Annotated in this window: 14 protein-coding genes; 6 read left to right on the top strand and 8 right to left on the bottom strand. The window is 69.4% G+C overall.

Going from position 1 to position 16,197, the window contains the following annotated elements; translation table 11 throughout:
• Positions 1-39: 39 nt before the first annotated feature.
• The 4 genes from ABZ783_RS13180 to pruA form a co-directional block, all read right to left on the bottom strand.
• The gene (locus tag ABZ783_RS13180) at positions 40-789 is read right to left on the bottom strand and encodes an amino acid ABC transporter ATP-binding protein (RefSeq protein ID WP_357437029.1); all 750 of its coding nucleotides are present in this window, start codon (positions 787-789) and stop codon (positions 40-42) included.
• 3 nt (positions 790-792) lie between these two features.
• Positions 793-1,890, bottom strand: coding sequence for an amino acid ABC transporter permease (locus ABZ783_RS13175; protein ID WP_357437026.1), 1,098 nt, complete (start codon positions 1,888-1,890; stop codon positions 793-795).
• A 2-nt stretch (positions 1,891-1,892) separates the two neighbouring features.
• Positions 1,893-2,762 (bottom strand): ABC transporter substrate-binding protein, encoded by an 870-nt coding sequence (locus ABZ783_RS13170; RefSeq protein ID WP_357437024.1) that lies wholly within the window; start codon positions 2,760-2,762, stop codon positions 1,893-1,895.
• Between the two features lie 162 nt (positions 2,763-2,924).
• Positions 2,925-4,559, bottom strand: coding sequence for an L-glutamate gamma-semialdehyde dehydrogenase (gene pruA, locus ABZ783_RS13165; protein WP_357437022.1), 1,635 nt, complete (start codon positions 4,557-4,559; stop codon positions 2,925-2,927).
• 2,401 nt (positions 4,560-6,960) lie between these two features.
• Between pruA and ABZ783_RS13160 the strand changes: the two genes are divergently transcribed.
• Together ABZ783_RS13160 and ABZ783_RS13155 are read left to right on the top strand one after the other, a co-directional pair.
• Positions 6,961-7,896, top strand: coding sequence for a replication-relaxation family protein (locus ABZ783_RS13160; RefSeq protein ID WP_357437020.1), 936 nt, complete (start codon positions 6,961-6,963; stop codon positions 7,894-7,896).
• A 692-nt stretch (positions 7,897-8,588) separates the two neighbouring features.
• A complete protein-coding gene (locus ABZ783_RS13155) occupies positions 8,589-9,608 on the top strand; it encodes a helix-turn-helix domain-containing protein (protein ID WP_357437018.1) in 1,020 nt (339 codons plus the stop codon).
• Here ABZ783_RS13155 and ABZ783_RS13150 read toward each other — a convergent pair.
• The 4 genes from ABZ783_RS13150 to ABZ783_RS13135 all read right to left on the bottom strand — a co-directional run bounded on the left by ABZ783_RS13150 (position 9,518) and on the right by ABZ783_RS13135 (position 12,294).
• Positions 9,518-10,021, bottom strand: coding sequence for a hypothetical protein (locus ABZ783_RS13150; RefSeq protein WP_357437015.1), 504 nt, complete (start codon positions 10,019-10,021; stop codon positions 9,518-9,520). The genes ABZ783_RS13155 and ABZ783_RS13150 overlap by 91 nt on opposite strands.
• 164 nt (positions 10,022-10,185) lie before the next feature.
• Complete coding sequence (locus ABZ783_RS13145; protein WP_357437012.1) at positions 10,186-10,341, bottom strand: hypothetical protein; 156 nt, start codon at positions 10,339-10,341, stop codon at positions 10,186-10,188.
• 139 nt (positions 10,342-10,480) lie between these two features.
• On the bottom strand, positions 10,481-11,143 hold the full coding sequence (locus ABZ783_RS13140; protein ID WP_357437009.1) for a YceI family protein: 663 nt from the start codon (positions 11,141-11,143) through the stop codon (positions 10,481-10,483).
• Between the two features lie 407 nt (positions 11,144-11,550).
• Positions 11,551-12,294, bottom strand: a complete 744-nt coding sequence (locus ABZ783_RS13135) for an IclR family transcriptional regulator (RefSeq protein ID WP_357437006.1) — start codon at positions 12,292-12,294, stop codon at positions 11,551-11,553.
• Between the two features lie 49 nt (positions 12,295-12,343).
• On the opposite strand from ABZ783_RS13135, the gene ABZ783_RS13130 reads away from it, so the two are divergent.
• From ABZ783_RS13130 to ABZ783_RS13115, 4 genes are read left to right on the top strand one after another with little or no spacing between them, the layout of a single operon-like run.
• Positions 12,344-13,663 carry an aromatic acid/H+ symport family MFS transporter gene (locus tag ABZ783_RS13130; RefSeq protein WP_357437004.1) on the top strand — a complete coding sequence of 440 codons (1,320 nt, stop codon included), beginning with the start codon at positions 12,344-12,346 and terminating at the stop codon, positions 13,661-13,663.
• Positions 13,660-14,778, top strand: a complete 1,119-nt coding sequence (locus ABZ783_RS13125; protein ID WP_357437002.1) for a cupin domain-containing protein — start codon at positions 13,660-13,662, stop codon at positions 14,776-14,778. The genes ABZ783_RS13130 and ABZ783_RS13125 overlap by 4 nt, the downstream gene beginning before the upstream one ends.
• On the top strand, positions 14,775-15,605 hold the full coding sequence (locus ABZ783_RS13120) for a fumarylacetoacetate hydrolase family protein (RefSeq protein WP_357437000.1): 831 nt from the start codon (positions 14,775-14,777) through the stop codon (positions 15,603-15,605). The genes ABZ783_RS13125 and ABZ783_RS13120 overlap by 4 nt, the downstream gene beginning before the upstream one ends.
• Complete coding sequence (locus ABZ783_RS13115) at positions 15,602-16,189, top strand: maleylpyruvate isomerase family mycothiol-dependent enzyme (protein WP_357436997.1); 588 nt, start codon at positions 15,602-15,604, stop codon at positions 16,187-16,189. Before ABZ783_RS13120 ends, ABZ783_RS13115 begins: the two co-directional genes overlap by 4 nt.
• The last annotated feature ends 8 nt before the right edge of the window (positions 16,190-16,197 follow it).

Below are 16,197 nucleotides of genomic sequence, written 5' to 3'. Positions count from 1 at the left end.
CAGGTGATGTCCTTGATCCGTTCTCAGGGAGGGGTGGCGCTAGTCCCGGCCGGCTTCGTGGATCTTCCGGAGGAAGGAGCGGAGCTCGGGGGTGGAGGGTGAGTCGAAGATCTGCTCGGGCGGGCCCTGCTCGAGGATCGTGCCCTGGTGCAGGAAGCAGACCTTCGACGAGATCTCGCGGGCGAAGGGCATCTCGTGGGTCGTCATCATCATGGTGATGCCGTCGGAGGCGAGTTCCCGGACCAGGTTCAGGACCTCGATCACGAGCTCGGGATCGAGGGCCGAGGTGATCTCGTCCAGCAGCAGGGCCTGCGGACGCATGAGCATTGCCCGGGCGATGGCGACGCGTTGCTGCTGCCCGCCGGAGAGTTGGTCGGGGTAGGCGTCGGCCTTGTCCTTGAGGCCGACGCGTTCGAGCATGACCCGGGCGTTGCTTTCGGCCTCGGCCCTGGTCGCCACGCCGGCGCGGACCGGGGTGAGGGTGCAGTTGCGCAGCACGGTCATGTGCGGGAACAGGTTGTAGCTCTGGAAGACGATCCCGACGCGACGGCGAAGGGCGACGAGGTCGACGCCCTCGCCGGATACGACGTCGCCGTTGAGGAGGATCTGCCCGCCCTGGATGTTCTCCAGCCCGTTGACGCAGCGCAGCAGTGTCGACTTTCCGGAGCCGGAGGCGCCGATCAGGGTCACCACTTCGTGTCGGTCGACGGTGAGGTCGACCTTGTCCAGCACGGTGAGGTCGCCGTACCGCTTGGTCACCGTGTCGAACTCGATGAACGCTGTCGACATGGCTCACACCCCTGTCTTCCTGGCGCCGCTGCGGGCGAGCAGGTAGTCGACGAACCGGGTCTGCGGGATGGTGATGAGGACGAAGACGATGCAGACGGCGGTCACCGCGGAGAGGTTGAAGTCGTTCGCCGAGTAGATCTTGGCCTGGCTGAACGCGTCGATGATGCCGACGACGATCACCAGCGCGGTGTCCTTCTGCAGGCCGATGAAGGTGCTGAGCATCGGTGCGGCGATGTTGCGGGCCATCTGCGGCAGGATGACGAATCGCATGACGTCTGTCTGGGTGAGCCCCATGGACAGGGCGGCTGAGCTCTGACCCGGGTTGATCGACTCGATCCCGGCCCGGTACAGCTCCGCGTTGTAGGCGCTGTAGGTCATGGCCAGCGCCACGATCGCGTAGACGATCAGGAAGCCGCCGCTGAGGAACGGCACCTCGGTGAGCGGGAGCCCGTAGCAGACGAGGTAGATCAGGACGACGGACGGAATGCCGCGGAACACGTCGATGTAGGCGATGGACAGGGCCCTGACCGGGCGGAAGCCCCGGCCGGGGAGCTGCCTGCCGATGGCGAGCACGAGCCCGAAGACCATGGCGAGGACCTGGGCGCCGAGCGCGATCTGCACGTTGATCCAGAGTGCGCGCAGGATGTCGAAGAAGCTGCGCGTCATGTACTCGCCGTTGAAGAAGGTCTTCTGCACCGCCCCGTCGTTGGTGAAGACCATCAGGGCGAGTACGGCCACGATGGCCACGCAGCCGCTGAGTCCGAGCGAGGTGATGGCGGCGTTGCGGGAGCTGGCTGCCCCCGTGCGGGCCTCGACGTACCGGCGGGCGGCCCAGTCCTGCTGGGACTGGCGGCTACGTCGGTAGGCCAGCGACAGGGGCCAGCCGAGCGCGGCGATCGGAAGCACGGCACCGAGCAGGAGCCGGGTGGCGGATCCGGTGACGAGGATGGCGGCGAGTTGGTAGCAGAGCGTCGCGGCCAGTAGGGCGAGGATGGCTGCTGCGGTGAGGTAGGCGGTCGTCGGCAGTGGGCGGGTCGGAGTGAAGCTGATGTCGGACGGTGTCGGCGGGGCCTCACGTCCTTCGGGTGCCTGCACCTTCATGGTCAGGCACTCCAGTCGGCCAGCTTGTTAGGGTCGCCGCCGAGGATCGGGTTCAGCCACTTGTTCATGATGGCGGCGAGGGTGCCGTCCTTCTCCATGTCGGCGAGGATCTCGTTGACCACGGTGACGTTCTGCGAGCCCTTGGGGAACAGCGCCGCGACGTCGCCGCCGGCCGGGTACTGTCCGATGACTTCGAGCTTCCCGCCGGAGCTGGCCGCCCGGGGCATGACGGTGGCGGTGTCGTTGAGTGCGGCGTCGATCTGCCCGGCCAGGACCGCGTTGAAGAGGTCGTCGTTCGAGGAGAAGACCCGCACCTCCTTGGGCTTGAGGGTCTCGTTGACGTACTTGAGCTGGACAGAACCGGCCAGCACGCCGACGGTGGCGGTCTTGATGCTCTCCTTGGTCAGGTTCGAGCCGGTCTTGACGAGGACGCCGGTGCGGTAGGTGTTGTAGGGCGTGGAGAAGTCAACCGCCTTACGTCGCTCAGGGGTGTCGTAGATGTCCCAGACCGCGAAGTCGAAGTTCGAGGTCTTGGCGGTGACGAGGGCCTCGAACGAGGCATTCACGAGCTTGATCTTGCGCAGTCCGGCGCGGTTGGCGATCTCGGCGTCGAGGCAGTACATGTAGCCGCCGTCCACCGACTCGAGGGTGTTGCCCCGGTAGCCCGCCGGGTAGGGCAGGGAGGCGGCGACGGTGAGAGTTCCCTCGGTCATGGTCTTCATCGCGTGGACGGTGGGGTTCTTCGTCACCTCGCAGTCGCCGAACGGGGATGACCCCGCGTTGCCGGACGAGGTGCCCGTGCCACACGCGGCGAGGGCGAGCATCCCGCTGATGGCTGCGGCGACGCCGAGGGATCGGAGGGACCTGGTCATCTGACACCTCCGTGTCGATGGTCATTGGCTCAATCAGAAACAGTGAATATGTCAGTGAAATGTTAGTGAAGTGTGAGTGAGGCTACACCTGGAGAGCAGGCCCGTACAGAGGGCCGAGGGTCGAATTTTGGCTGGTCACAGGCGCTCGTGGCGGGCCTAGGATCAGCGAGGCCGCATGTGGGGGTAGCGGTGATCGCGGGGCGGGTCGAAGGTTTCCTTGATCGACCGGGGCGAGACCCAGCGGGAGAGGTTGGACGCGGCGCCCGCCTTGTCGTTGGTGCCGGAGGCGCGGGACCCACCGAACGGCTGCTGCCCGACGACCGCACCGGTCGGTTTGTCGTTGACGTAGAAGTTCCCCGCAGCGAACCGCAGCCGCTGGCTCGCCCAGGCGATCGCCGTCCGGTCACGGGCGACGACCGCTCCGGTCAGGCCGTACGGCGCGAAGGACTCCAACTGGCCGACAGCGTCTTCGAAGTTCCCGTCGTCGAAGACGTGCACGGCAAGGATCGGCCCGAAGTACTCGGTGCGGAACATCTCGTCGGTCGGATCGCTGCTCTCCACAACGGTCGGACGAACGAAATAGCCGACCGAGTCGTCGACCTGACCGCCAGCGAGCACCGTGAGGTGGTTCGTCCGGGTGGCCCGGTTGATCGCGTCGCGGTGCCGGGCGAACGCCCGAGCGTCGATCACCGCGCCCATGAAATGGGAGAAATCGGTGACGTCGCCCATCGTGATCGCTTCCACGTCGGCGAGGAACTCCTCGCGCACCTTGTCCCAGACCGACCGGGCCACGTACGCGCGGGAGGCGGCGGAGCACTTCTGCCCCTGGTACTCGAACGCCCCCCGCAGCAGTGCCACCCGCAACACGTCGGGGTCGGCCGACCCGTGTGCGACGACGAACCCCTTCCCGCCGGTCTCGCCGACGACCCGTGGGTACGAGCGGTAGTTCCTGAGATTCGCTCCCACCGTCGACCACAGGTGTTGGAACGTCGCGGTGGAGCCGGTGAAGTGGATGCCGGCCAGGTCGGGACTGGTGAGTACGGACGCAGAGACGTCGACTCCGTCGCCGGGCAGCATATTGATCACCCCGGGTGGCAGCCCGGCCTCCTCCAGCAGCTCCATGATCAGGTGGGCGGCGTACTGCTGGGTTGGAGCCGGTTTCCAGATCACCGTGTTGCCCATCAACGCCGGGGCGGTCGGCAGGTTACCCGCGATCGCGGTGAAGTTGAACGGGGTGATCGCGTAGACGAACCCTTCCAGGGGGCGGTGATCGGTGCGGTTCCACACCCCACGGGCGTTCGCCACCGGCTGCTCGGCCACGATCTGCTTGGCATAGTGGGCGTTGAACCGCCAGAAGTCGACCAGCTCACACGCGGAGTCGATTTCAGCTTGGACGGCGGTCTTCGACTGGCCTAGCATCGTGGCGGCGTTGAGGCGTTGACGCCATGGCCCGGCCAGCAGGTCGGCCGCCTTGAGCAGGATCGCCGCGCGATCGTCGAGAGACATGTCCCGCCAGCCGGGTGCCGCTTCCCGCGCCGCCATGATCGCGGCCTCGGCATCGTCGCGCGTGGAGTTGCGCAGCACCCCGAGTACGTGGCGATGGTCGTGCGGCTGCACCACCGCGACGTCCGCTCCCCCGCCCATTCGCTTGCGGCCGCCGATCGTGGCGGTCAGGTCCACCTCTCGGCTCTCCTGCCGCTCCAGCTCCCGCTCCAGCGCGTCCCGTTCGGGGCTACCGGGGGCATAGCTCAGGGTCGGCTCGTTGACCGGAGACGGCGCACTCGTGACGGCATCCACACTGTTGTCCTTCGCATCGACAGAGACCGCGGTGCCGGCTGGGCCGGCCCGCCCGGAAGGCGCGATTGGTGACGCGCTACGAGGCGTACCTGGATCAGGACCACCTCGGGTGGGAGCTGACATTACACTAAAATTTCAGAGGCGCCAGCCCTCTAAATCGCCTGGTGAAAGCGCCAATGACCGGACCCCGAGACGCCAACGACCCGGGATCTTGGCTGGCGGGTTGCTGCGGCGCGAACGCCTGTACACGTGGCTGACGGCAGCGTGGAAGCACCAGCGTGCCGCGGGCGCGTGAGGCTAGGGCCAAGCCCGCTGGTCGGCCGAAGACCGACCTGCGTGAGGCCGCCCGGCTACGGGCGGAGAACGAGCGGCTACGCGCCGAGCTGGACAAGGCCCGCAAGGTGATCGAGGTCCAGGGGAAGACTCTCCGCGCTGCTGGGCCGGGACGCCACCGACAGCGCGACCGAGCAGGGCGAGCCGACATGATCGACGCCGCCATCGAGGCGGGGTGTCCGCCGCCAACGGCCTGATCTCGCACCGGTCTTTGGGACTGCCGCCTCGTCAACTCTCGTTACAACGTGGAATCGGGGCCGGCACTCTTAAACCCGCGTTTGTGTGCTCTGGCGAACGCCTGCCCCGCTCACAGCCAGTCACAGCTGCTCACAGCGACTCACGGAGCTGCTGGGTCGGGTCTGGTCGCCGGAGTAGGCGCCGGCGGCCGGCACTGGACAGCCGAGTCAGCACAGCGGTGCCGACGGCCGCAGCGACAGTGACAAGTGTCGGTGGGATGGCGGTGCGATGCCACGCTTCGTGCCGGAGGTGCCGTCGCCGCGGACATGCCACCGCGCCGGCGGATACCCTGTCTGCCACTCGATTCGTGACCAGTGGCGGCCCGCGCGTGAGTCTCCCGTCGATGGATGGACGCCATGGCGGCATCCTGGGACACGTCGACGGCGGAGCGGAGATGGCCGTGGCCGCCGGGCGTTGACGTGCGTGCCGCATGACCGAGGCCGGTGTCACGCTAGCGGTGGCCGCTGCCAGCGCCGGGGGCGTGTCCACGTGGCCGCCGGTACGGCCTCTGGTGCACGTGACACGTGTCGGCGTGGCTGTCACAGCCCTGCTCAGCGGCTCTGCCGGGGCACGCCATGTCAATCATCGGCGTCGATGACATGGCCAGTGCCTCGGACATCGGCCAGACTATGTCGACGGCTGTCGCGGACATCGGCGAGCCATGTCGTGGACACTGGCGGCGTGGCCGCCTTGACCATGTCCACGCACCTCTATGTCATTTGGCGGTCTTCGCTGGGCATCGGTTGTGGTCATGGGTGTGTCCGGACACGCGGCAGGTGGCCTTGTCCGGGCGGTGACGTCGTGGCCGTGGCCGGCGCCGCCCTGCCATCACTCGATGTCATTGACAGACTTCGTTGGCGTTTCGCCGTGACATGGCGCGTCCCGGGCCGTTGCTGCAGCGGGGGTTTCTGCCGCTACGCCGCGGGATGCTGCCTGACGAAAGCCACGGGTGCCGACGCGATGCTACGGCGGGCGGAGCTGGGTCCAGCGAGCGTGCCGATGTCGTCGCAGTAGCTGTCGTCCGTCGCTTGTCCGGGAGCCGCTGCCGTATCCCCCTCGCTGCCGCATATCAGGCTGTGGGCGCGTGAGCTGCTGTGAGTCCCTGTGAGCCGCTGTGGGTGGGTGTGAGCGCCGCGGGGTTCGATGTGAGTGAGGGGCGCCAGTCCCTTGCGAGATGCCTCGTTGGCTGGCCTGGTACTGCGTCCCATCGTCCTCACAGCCCTGCTCAGGCCGCCGATGGGAGATCCCACTGGGCGTTGACCCGCACGGTGCGGCGGGTCGGTGTGAGTGCTTGTGAGTTCGACGGGCGTTCGCCAGAGCACACAAACGACGGTTTGTAGAGGGGAGCACGCTGGGGGTGCCGGAAGCGATGGTCGCCCGCCGTGTCGGTTCAGGGGCGTGTGGCCGCAGCGGTCGGGCGCGTCGCCCGGGCGGAGGCGGGCCACCCTCCAAGCCGCAGCAGTCGTGCGTATGCCAGCAACACGGCTGGGCTCACCCGCCGCACGGTAGCCGGGAGATGCGGTGCCCGCAGCGGGTCGGCGGACGCCGGAACCCGTACACGGCCGTTGCGCCTGGGGCGTCTGTCTGTCCCGGGGCCAGCGACGCGCGCCGGCTTTCCCGGCCGGTGGTAGGTCGAGCGGTCTGGTGACACGTGCCGGGGTCCGTGTTGGCGTCGGTGTCGGCCCCCGTTGCTGGGTCGCCCTTGAAGCTGACCCCAGAACGGACCCCGAGCACTCCTGTCACCGCAGCACACGCCGCCGGTGACCGAATTCGTCCCAGCTCAGAGAGACCTTCCGGTCTCTCCCTCACCCCCCAGCAGGAGACACAGACCATGTCCGACCAGGTGCTTCGTGCCCAATCCACGCTGACCGCCCGCGACCACGTCCTGCTCGGCTGGCTGGCCGACCACGGCGTGCTGACCACGCCGCAGATCGCCCACGCCCTGTTCCCGTCGCTGGACTTCGCCCAACGCCGGCTGCGCCGGCTGGGCGACGTCGGCGTCGTCGACCGGTTCCGCCCCCTCAAGACCGACGGCGGCTCCTACCCGTACCACTACGTCCTCGATCAGCTCGGCGCCGAGATCATCGCCGTACACCGCGACCAGCCACCACCACGGCCGAGCCAGACCAAGGCCCGACGCCGCCGTTGGACCGTCGCTCGCGTGCTGCAACACCGGATAGGCGTCAACCAGTTCTTTACCGACCTCGCCGGCTACGCCCGCACCCACCCCGACCACGACCTGCGACGGTGGTGGTCGGAATCGCGGTGCGGGGACGTCGGTGTCTTCGCCAGCCCCGGCTCCAGCATCGAGCTACAGACTGGCCCTGCCCCGATCCGCCCGGACGGCCACGGCATCTGGCACGCCGCGGACCTGCAGGTGCCGTTCTTCCTCGAGTACGACACCGGCAGCGAACCACTGACCGAACTCGTCCGCAAACTCGACGGCTACCACCGGATGGTCCGCTACGGAGGCCCCCGTTGGCCGGTGCTCTTCTGGCTGCACTCCGCCGACCGAGCCCACCACCTGCACCAGCGTCTTGCCGAGCAGACCCAGTGGGCGCCCGTGGCCACCGCGAGCCGCGACCACGCCACCCGTGCCGGCGTCGGCCCTGCGGGGCCGCTGTGGTGGCTCCACGGCCACCACGGCCTCCTTACCCTGGCCGACCTCGCCGTTGCGCTGCCATACCTGCAACATCCCGACCATCAGCCCGACGCGTTCGGCCGTCCCTTCGCCCCATACCGCCGGTCCGAGCCACCGAAAGGCTAGGCCAGCTGCTCGCCCGCTCGTCCCAGCATGCACAGACCCGGGCGCCCACCGCGCTCCGATCCGCGCCCCTCGGCGGCAAGCACGGTGCCGGCTATGCCCTCGCCGACCGCATTCATCGCTACTCACCGCTGGCCGAACACACCGGTCTGACGAATTGCTGTTCCACGCCGCCGACCCGCGACGGGAACAGCAACTGCGCTGGCATCTCGACCGCCTCAACCTGCGGCACCTCACCGTCCTCGCCAGCAACCTCGAATAGGGCCACCCGGTCGACCCGGTGTGGCAACCGATCGGCGCAACCCACCGCCTCGCCCTGGCCGACCTCCCACACACCCCCGAGCAGTGGCCGCCCGACGCCCTTATCTTCGGCGAGGTCAGGCCACGAGCCCCGCACCCCATTTACGCCCCGACCGCCCCGGCGATGAGTCAATCGCCGACGGCGACTACTACCACCCAGCGCACCCGCTGCTCCTCTGGCCGGCCCACCTAGGCCGGCCAGAGGAGCAGACCTCGCGGACCAGACGGCGCGGCGGTGCGCTCGGAGGACGGGAAAACCCAAGCGCTGCCGCGCCCTCCCGGCGCCGATGACTTGACCTTTGAGCAGAGGTGAGCGTCGATCGTGTCCGTCCTGCCTCCGCCTGCCATCGGCGGATGGTGCGACCACCGACGAACATCGGAGATTCCGCCCCGCTATGAGCATTGAAGCTGTCTCCTGGGCGCTCAACCACGCCCCGGATGTCCCACCACAGTGCCTCGCCGTCCTCATCGGCCTGGCCAATCACGCCGACGCCGCCGGTCGCGCCGCCTTCCCCTCCCAGGAACGCCTCGCCCACTACGCCCGCAAGACCGTGCGATCCGTACGCCGCGACCTGGACGAGCTGGAACGCCTCGGCCTCATCCGCCGCGGCGACCAACGCCACACAGCGTTCCTGCCCGCGGACCGCCGGCCCGTCGTCTGGGACCTCGCGACGCACCGCCGCCGCCCGCTTCCCGCAAGCCTCGACCCGTACGCCGAACCGCACCCCGGCCGCCCCACCGACGTCCACGAACCTGTGGATAACCGGCACGAACCTGTGGATAACCGGGAGGACGTCCACGTCCCCTCGGTTATCCACCGGCCGGACGCACACGTCCAAACGGCCGGACGTACACGTCCGAACGACCGGACGCACACGTCCGACGAACCGTCCTTAACCATCCATAACCAAACACGCGCGCGCCCGCGAGGCGGCATCGCCGCACCGGCCGACCACCGGGCTCGGCAGTGTCCCCAGCACCGCGGATCGCCAGCGCACAACTGCGGGCCCTGTCGCGCGGAGCGTCTCGGCCGTGGGCCCGATGGCCCGTCCCCTGACCAGCGCGCCACGGTTGACAACCTGCGACCGGCCTCTGCTCCGAGCGCCGCACCGTATGGCCATCGACGCCCAGCAGGCCCGCCCACCAAGGTGGTGAATCGGCCCGCTGCCTCGCCGGCCCTACATCGCAGGCACCCTGATCAAGCCGCTGGCGGCGGCCTCGCCCGCCGAGGTGCGACGAAGATCGGCGCACTGCGCCCTGGCGCCGCCCACTCGGCGAAGGAGCCACTGTTCCTCCATGTCGAGGCGCTTCAGGGGCTCGGTCGTCAAGGCGAACGCTGGTCGATTGAGGGCTGGGCAGTCAGCCGAGGTTCCACATCCTCCGGCAGCTCCGCACCACACAGCACGCAGATGTAGTCGTCGTCGTGGACGAGGTTGTGCTCGCCGCAGTCGAGGCAGCGCCGGAAAACGACGGCGACGGTGAAGGCTTCGGGACGGCCGATACCCGCCCGATCGAGGGCGTCCGCCACTGCCGCCCATGAGGTGGGATTGGGGCAGTAGCCGGTGGACTGGTTGCTCACCTCGGTCACGACCCAGCCGTCGCGCTCGTCGGCGAAGGCGATCTCCCCCGCGCCGAGGACCTCCCCACCGTCGGCGCAGGCGACGTGCTCGCTGCGTCTCGGTGCGAGGCGCAACGTACCGCCAGTGTCGATGACGTACGTGAACGGCTCGTCACGGTCGCGGGGATCTGCGGCTGCCAAATATGTGTGGAGATCGGCCGGTGATTGGACGGGCCAGCCCTCGGGCGCGTCGGCGACCGACGCCCGCACGTCCGCCGGGCCGACATAGCGGTATCGGCGCCCCGCCCTTACCACGGCACCGACCCTACGCCCGTGCGGCCGCCGTCGTGCACACCGCGCCGGTCTGGCAGCCCAGAGCTGGCCCCCGTGTTGATCCCAGCACCTCACAGCTCGCGGGTAGTGGTACCTCCGCGTCAGCCGGGTACGGTCACCCGCTGCTCCGGGGTCGGCTTGCCGGCGCCCGGGAAGTGCACCTCGGTGTCGAAGGCGAGCACGCCGCAGTGTCCGCCCGAGGTGTATCCGGTGAATCGGATCGTGTAGGCGTCGCTGCTGCGGGAACCTGCTCTCATCAATACGTGCGCAATATCATCGAAGCGCCACAATGGACCGCCAAGGGACGCGGGGCAGTCAAGCTGCTATAGGCCGATGGCTGGACTGTCTGCCGCACCGCTACGCCGACCGCTGCACGGTGGGTCGGCCCGGAGTCGGTCAGGGCTGGCGGATCGCCTCGCCGGCGATTTCGATCCGCACGTTCTTGCCAACGAGGACGCCCCCGCTGTCGAGAAGTACGTTCCACACCAGCCCGTAATCCTCGCGGTCGATCTCCGCTGTCGCGCTGAACCCGAAGATGTCCTGCCCGTAAGGGTCGCGGCGAGCGCCGCCGAACTCCACTTGGAGGTCGACCGGCCGGGTGATCCCCTTGACGGTCAGCTCTCCGGTGAGCACGAACCGTCCGGTTGTGGGCTCCGGTGGGATGTGGCTGGCTTCGCTCCGGCGGCCCAGTCGATTACTCCGCAGGCGAGCCCAGTAGAAGATCGGGTCGTTGTTTCCGTGCCACTTGATCCCTGTGCTGCGGTACTCCAGCGTGGGGTACCTCTCCACGTCGAGGAAGTCAGGGCTGCTCAGGTGTGCGTCCCGGTCGGGGTTGCCCGTGTTGACGGTCGCCGTCTGGATGGTTGCGGTCACCGAGGATGCCAACGGGTCCTCGGTCACGTCGATCCGGGCGGTCGCCGCGCCGAACTCACCGCGTACGGGACTTACCATCATGTGCCGGGCCAGGAAGCCGATCCGCTTGTGCGCCTGATCGAGGAGATAGGTGCCGGCGGCCGGGATGGTGATGCCATCCCAGGACCGTGTGGCAGGACCGGTCATGGTTGTGTCATCCCCCGAATTGCTCTTGGGTGCTACCAGCGTTCTGCTGCGGTTCGCGGAGTCCGCCGGAATAGTCAGACGTGTACCCCTTGACCAGCATAGGACGCAGCGGTGCCCGCCTCCTGAACCCAGCCAATGACGACCGTGACTGGCCAACGGGGATGCGTCCCAGTCGTCAGCAACGCCGCCTTCCCGTCAATTCCCTTCTAGCGAAAGGCTTTTCGCCGCCGGTGGGCCCAGCCCAATCGTCGATGGAGATCGAATCGCGGCGACGTAGAAGCGCCATTGGCGCAGGCCGCGAGCGTGAAGATTCTCACCGCCGAGGAGAGGGCGAGCAGCGCGACTGCCGGTATGAGGATTGCTTGGCGTGCCCGGCTCGTCGCACACTGCGAGGTCGCCGGAGCGGCTCAGGATCGCCCGGTGAGGTCGCTTTCGATCCGCGTCGCGGCGGCCGTCATGGCAGCGACCCAGGTCGGTAGCTGGTGACGGTCGAACCGCGCGGTGGGGATGGCGAGGGAGATCGCCGCCTCGGGCGCTCCGGAGGGGCCCCGCACCGCCACGCCGAGTGCCGTCAACCCGGCCTCGGTCAGTTGATCGTTGATCGCGAAACCGCGCTTGCGGACCAAGGTCAGCTCGCGGCGCAGCTTGGGTAGGTCGATCCCGTCCACGTCCTCGTACAGCGCCCGGACGTGGTTCGGCGGGAGCGCGGCGAGGATCGCCTTGCCGCCGGAGGCCAGGTGCGCGGGGAGAACCCGACCGGCCCGCTCGCCGACCCGGAGGATCCGCGCGCACTCGACGGTGGCGATGAAGCGCACCTCCATTCCGGCCAGGATCATGAGGTTCGCCGATTCCTGCACCCGGTCGACGAGGGCGTTCAGGTGAGGCGTGGAGACCCGACGTAGCAGCGCGACCGGGGCCTCAGATCGCTGCGCGGGGCGGAGCACGGGCCCGGCGGTGTAGGTGCGGTCCGGCCGCTGGGCGGCGAAGTCTCGGTAGACCAGCATCGCGAGCAGCCGGTGGGCGGTCGACACGGAGACGCCGAGCCGTTCCGCGGCGTCGGTGACCCGGAGCGTCCCTTCCTGCTGCAGGACCTGGGCCAGGTGCAGCGCGTGATCGACCGAGTCGATGGCGTAGACCGGCTTATTCTTCACAGCAGAAAACTGTATCCCGCCTCACAGAAGAGGCCGACGATCGGTGGGTATGACCCCCACCACCACCGTCCCCCAAACCCGCAGGTCGGCGGCGCTCGTGACCGCCCTCTGCTGGGTCATCGTCGTCTTCGACGGATACGACCTCATCGTCTACGGCACGGTTCTCCCCCGCCTGTTGCAGGAGCCGGGCTGGCATCTCACCAAGGCGGGGGCGGGCCTGCTCGGCAGCCTCGCCTTCGCCGGGATGCTCGTCGGTGCGGTCTTCGCCGGGGCCCTGGCTGACCGACTCGGCCGCCGCACGACGATCATCGCGTGCACCGCCTGGTTCTCTGTCTTCACCGCGCTGTGCGCCGTGGCCCCCAACCCGGAGGTCTTCGGTCTGCTCCGGCTCGTCGCCGGGCTCGGTCTGGGCGGGCTCGTGCCCAGCGCCAACGCGCTCACCGCGGAGTACGTGCGGGTTCGTAACCGGTCGATGGTGTCGACCCTGATGATGTCCGGCATTCCGATCGGCGGGGTGGCGGCGTCGCTGGTCGGTATGCAGGTCCTGCCGTCGTTCGGCTGGCGGGCGATGTTCGTGATCGCACTGCTGGGCGGGCTGGTCGTCGTGGCCCTCGCCGTCCGGTTCCTGCCGGAGTCGCCGATCTGGCTGCGCACCCGCGGCCGCACTGACGAGGCGGCGGCGCTCGAGGCCCAGTTCGGGATCGAGCCCCAGCACGAGGGGCCCGCCGCGCAGACGCGGCAGCCGCTGCGCTCACTGCTGCGCCCACCGTTCAGCGTCAGCACCGTGCTGTTCTCGCTGGCCACGGTGGCGACCCTGTTCGCCTGGTACGGCCTGGCCACCTGGCTGCCCCAGCTCATGCGGGAGAGCGGCTTCGACCTCGGCGGCGCGCTGACCTTCCTGCTCGCCCTCAACCTCGGCGCGGTGCTCGGCTCGCTCGTCACCGCGTACGCCGGGGCCCGGATCGGCCCGGTAAAGGCCGCGGCGTTCGCGGCGGCCGTGGCCGCCATCGGCCTCGGCGTGCTGCTCAGCCACCCGTCGTCCGGCGTCGGGTACCTGGCGCTAGTGCTCGCGGGCGTCGGCACGCACGGCACGCAGTGCCTGATCATCGCCGCGGTCGCCAACCACTACCCGGCCCGGCTGCGCGGCTCGGCCCTCGGCTTCTCGCTCGGCTTCGGCCGGATCGGCGCCGTGGCGGCACCCCAGGTCGGCGGCTGGCTGCTCGCGGCCGGGCTGGGCGTCGACTCGAACTTCCTGGCCTTCGCGCTGGCCGCCGCCGTCGCGGGCGTACTGCTGTTCGCCTTCCCGCGCCGGATGCACCACGCGCACACCCCCGCAACCGACCTTGAGCCGGAAGGAGCGACGGCATGAGCGAATCGCCGATCACCATCACCGCCACCGACGACCCAGGCCAGCCGGTCCGCACCCCCGAACTGGCGGAGCTGTACCGCGGGTTCGAGAAGGAACTCCTCGTCCCGCTCTGGACCGAGATCGGCGACCTGATGCCCGCCCACCCGCACTCCCACGCGCAGCCGTACTGCTGGCGCTGGAACAGCCTGCTCCCCCTGGCGGCGCAGGCCGGTGAGCTGGTCCCGGTCGGCCGGGGTGGCGAGCGGCGGGCCATCGCCCTGGCCAACCCGGGCCTCGGCGGGCGGCCGTTCGCCACCCCGACCCTGTGGGCGGCAATCCAGTACCTCAACCCCGGTGAGGACGCGCCGGTGCACCGGCACACCCAGAACGCGTTCCGGTTCGTGGTCGAGGGCGAAGGCGTGTGGACCGTGGTCAACGGTGACCCGGTCGCGATGCGGCGCGGTGACTTCCTCCCGCAGGCGGGGTGGCACTGGCACGGCCACCACAACCGCACCGACCGGCCCATGGCCTGGATCGACGGGCTGGACATCCCGTTGCAGTACTACGCGGACTCGACCTTCTTCGAGTTCGGCCCGGACGAGGTCGAAACCCGGGACGCGCCGGAGCGCTCGTACTCGGAACGGCTGTGGGCGCACCCGGGACTGCGTCCGCTCACCCAGCTGCAGCCGACCCCAGCCACCCCGCTGCTGGCCTACCGGTGGGAGTACACCGACCGGGCGCTGAGCGAGCAGCTCGCGCTGGAGGCCGAGGGCTCCTCGGCCACCGTCGAGCCCGGGCACGCCGCGGTCCGCTACACCAACCCGACGACCGGCGGCGACATCATGCCGACCATCCGTACCGAGTTCCACCGCCTCGCCCCCGACACCGGGACCGCGACCCGCCGCGAGGTCGGCTCCTCGGTCTACCAGGTCTTCCAGGGCACCGGTGAGGTGACCGTCGGGGCGACCTCCTGGACGGTCGAGCGCGGTGACCTGTTCGTGGTGCCGTCCTGGCAGCCGCTGACCATCACCACCGACGGCGGACTGGACCTTTTCCGGTTCAGCGACACGCCTGTCTTCGAGCGGCTCCACCAGGACCGCGTCCAGATCGACAACCGGGAAGGGACCATCCAGTGAAGCTCGCCACCATCCGCACCGCCGAGGGCACCCGCGCAGCCCGCGTGACCGAGGAGGGGTACGTCGACCTCGGCTTCATCGACGTCGGAGCGCTGCTGGCCCAGCCGGACTGGCCGGCGCTGGCGGCGACGAGCAGCGGTGCGACGTACCCGGCCGGCGGGGTCGAGTTCGCGCCGGTCGTGCCCCGCCCCGGCAAGGTGCTGTGCGTCGGCCTCAACTACCGCAACCACATCCTGGAGATGGGCCGAGAGCTGCCCGAGTACCCGACGCTGTTCGCCAAGTTCGCCGAGGCGCTCATCGGCGCCAACGACGACATCGACCTCGCACCCGAGTCCACCGCCGTCGACTGGGAGGCCGAGCTCGCCGTGGTGATCGGCCGGACCGTACGCCGCGCCGACGAGCAGGCGGCGGCCGACGCGATCGCCGGGTTCACCGTCTGCAACGACGTGACCATGCGGGACTGGCAGTTCCGCACCAAGGAGTGGCTGCAGGGCAAGACGTTCGAGGCCACCACGCCGCTCGGACCGGTCCTGGTCACGCCCGACGAACTGCCCGGCGGCGTCCGGCCGGCGCTGACCCTGACCGCCGCCGTCGACGGCGAGACGGTGCAGAAGGCAGACACCTCCGACCTGGTGTTCGACCCGGTCGCGCTGGTCCGGTACGCCTCGACGATCATGACGCTCCGGCCCGGCGACGTCATCGCCACCGGCACCCCCGGCGGCGTCGGCCACGCCCGCAAGCCCCCGCGCTACCTCGCCGACGGCACCATCCTCGTCACCGAGATCCAGGGCATCGGCCGGCTGACCAACGTGGCCCGGGCATCATGACGACCCGCGACTGGATGGAACAGGGAACCAAGCTGTTCCTCACCGCCCTCGACCTGCTCAGCGACCACGAGCTCGACAAGGCGACCGACCTGCCCGGCTGGAGCCGCCGCCATGTGATCGCCCACGTGCACTACAACGCCGAAGCGCTGCGAAGGCTGGTGCACTGGGCGGCCACCGGCGAGGAACGCCGGATGTATGCGAGCCCGCAGCAGCGCACCGAGGAGATCGAGGCCGGCACCCGGCTGCCCGCCGGCGAGCTCCGCACCCTGGTACGGCGGTCGGCGCGGGCCCTGGCCGAGGAGTTCGACGCGCTCTCCGCGCAGGCCCTCACCCACGAGGTGGTGACCGCCCAAGGCCGCACCGTGCCGGCCAGCGAGATCCCGTGGATGCGCGCCCGCGAGGTCGCCATCCACGCCGTCGACCTGAACGCCGGGATCGGCTTCGACGACCTGCCGGCCGGCTTCACCGCCGCCCTCGCCGTCGACGCCGTCCGCAAGCGCGCCGCCGGCGGCGAGGCCACACCGCTCGCCGCGTGGCTGACCGGCCGAACGACCCAGGCACCGACCCTCGGCCCCTGGCTGTGACGAGGAGG

It is taken from the genome of Micromonospora sp. NPDC047738 (assembly GCF_040642675.1).
GTDB lineage: Bacteria > Actinomycetota > Actinomycetes > Mycobacteriales > Micromonosporaceae > Micromonospora.
This window is presented reverse-complemented; position numbering and strand designations above follow the sequence as displayed.

Coding starts and splice junctions, on each gene's coding strand:
- ABZ783_RS13175 (WP_357437026.1), bottom strand. CDS start 1,890: ATGAAGGTGCAGGCACCCGAAGGACGTGAGGCCCCGCCGACACCGTCC.
- ABZ783_RS13130 (WP_357437004.1), top strand. CDS start 12,344: ATGACCCCCACCACCACCGTCCCCCAAACCCGCAGGTCGGCGGCGCTC.
- ABZ783_RS13140 (WP_357437009.1), bottom strand. CDS start 11,143: ATGACCGGTCCTGCCACACGGTCCTGGGATGGCATCACCATCCCGGCC.
- ABZ783_RS13145 (WP_357437012.1), bottom strand. CDS start 10,341: ATGAGAGCAGGTTCCCGCAGCAGCGACGCCTACACGATCCGATTCACC.
- ABZ783_RS13155 (WP_357437018.1), top strand. CDS start 8,589: ATGAGCATTGAAGCTGTCTCCTGGGCGCTCAACCACGCCCCGGATGTC.
- ABZ783_RS13125 (WP_357437002.1), top strand. CDS start 13,660: ATGAGCGAATCGCCGATCACCATCACCGCCACCGACGACCCAGGCCAG.
- ABZ783_RS13180 (WP_357437029.1), bottom strand. CDS start 789: ATGTCGACAGCGTTCATCGAGTTCGACACGGTGACCAAGCGGTACGGC.
- ABZ783_RS13115 (WP_357436997.1), top strand. CDS start 15,602: ATGACGACCCGCGACTGGATGGAACAGGGAACCAAGCTGTTCCTCACC.
- ABZ783_RS13160 (WP_357437020.1), top strand. CDS start 6,961: ATGTCCGACCAGGTGCTTCGTGCCCAATCCACGCTGACCGCCCGCGAC.
- ABZ783_RS13170 (WP_357437024.1), bottom strand. CDS start 2,762: ATGACCAGGTCCCTCCGATCCCTCGGCGTCGCCGCAGCCATCAGCGGG.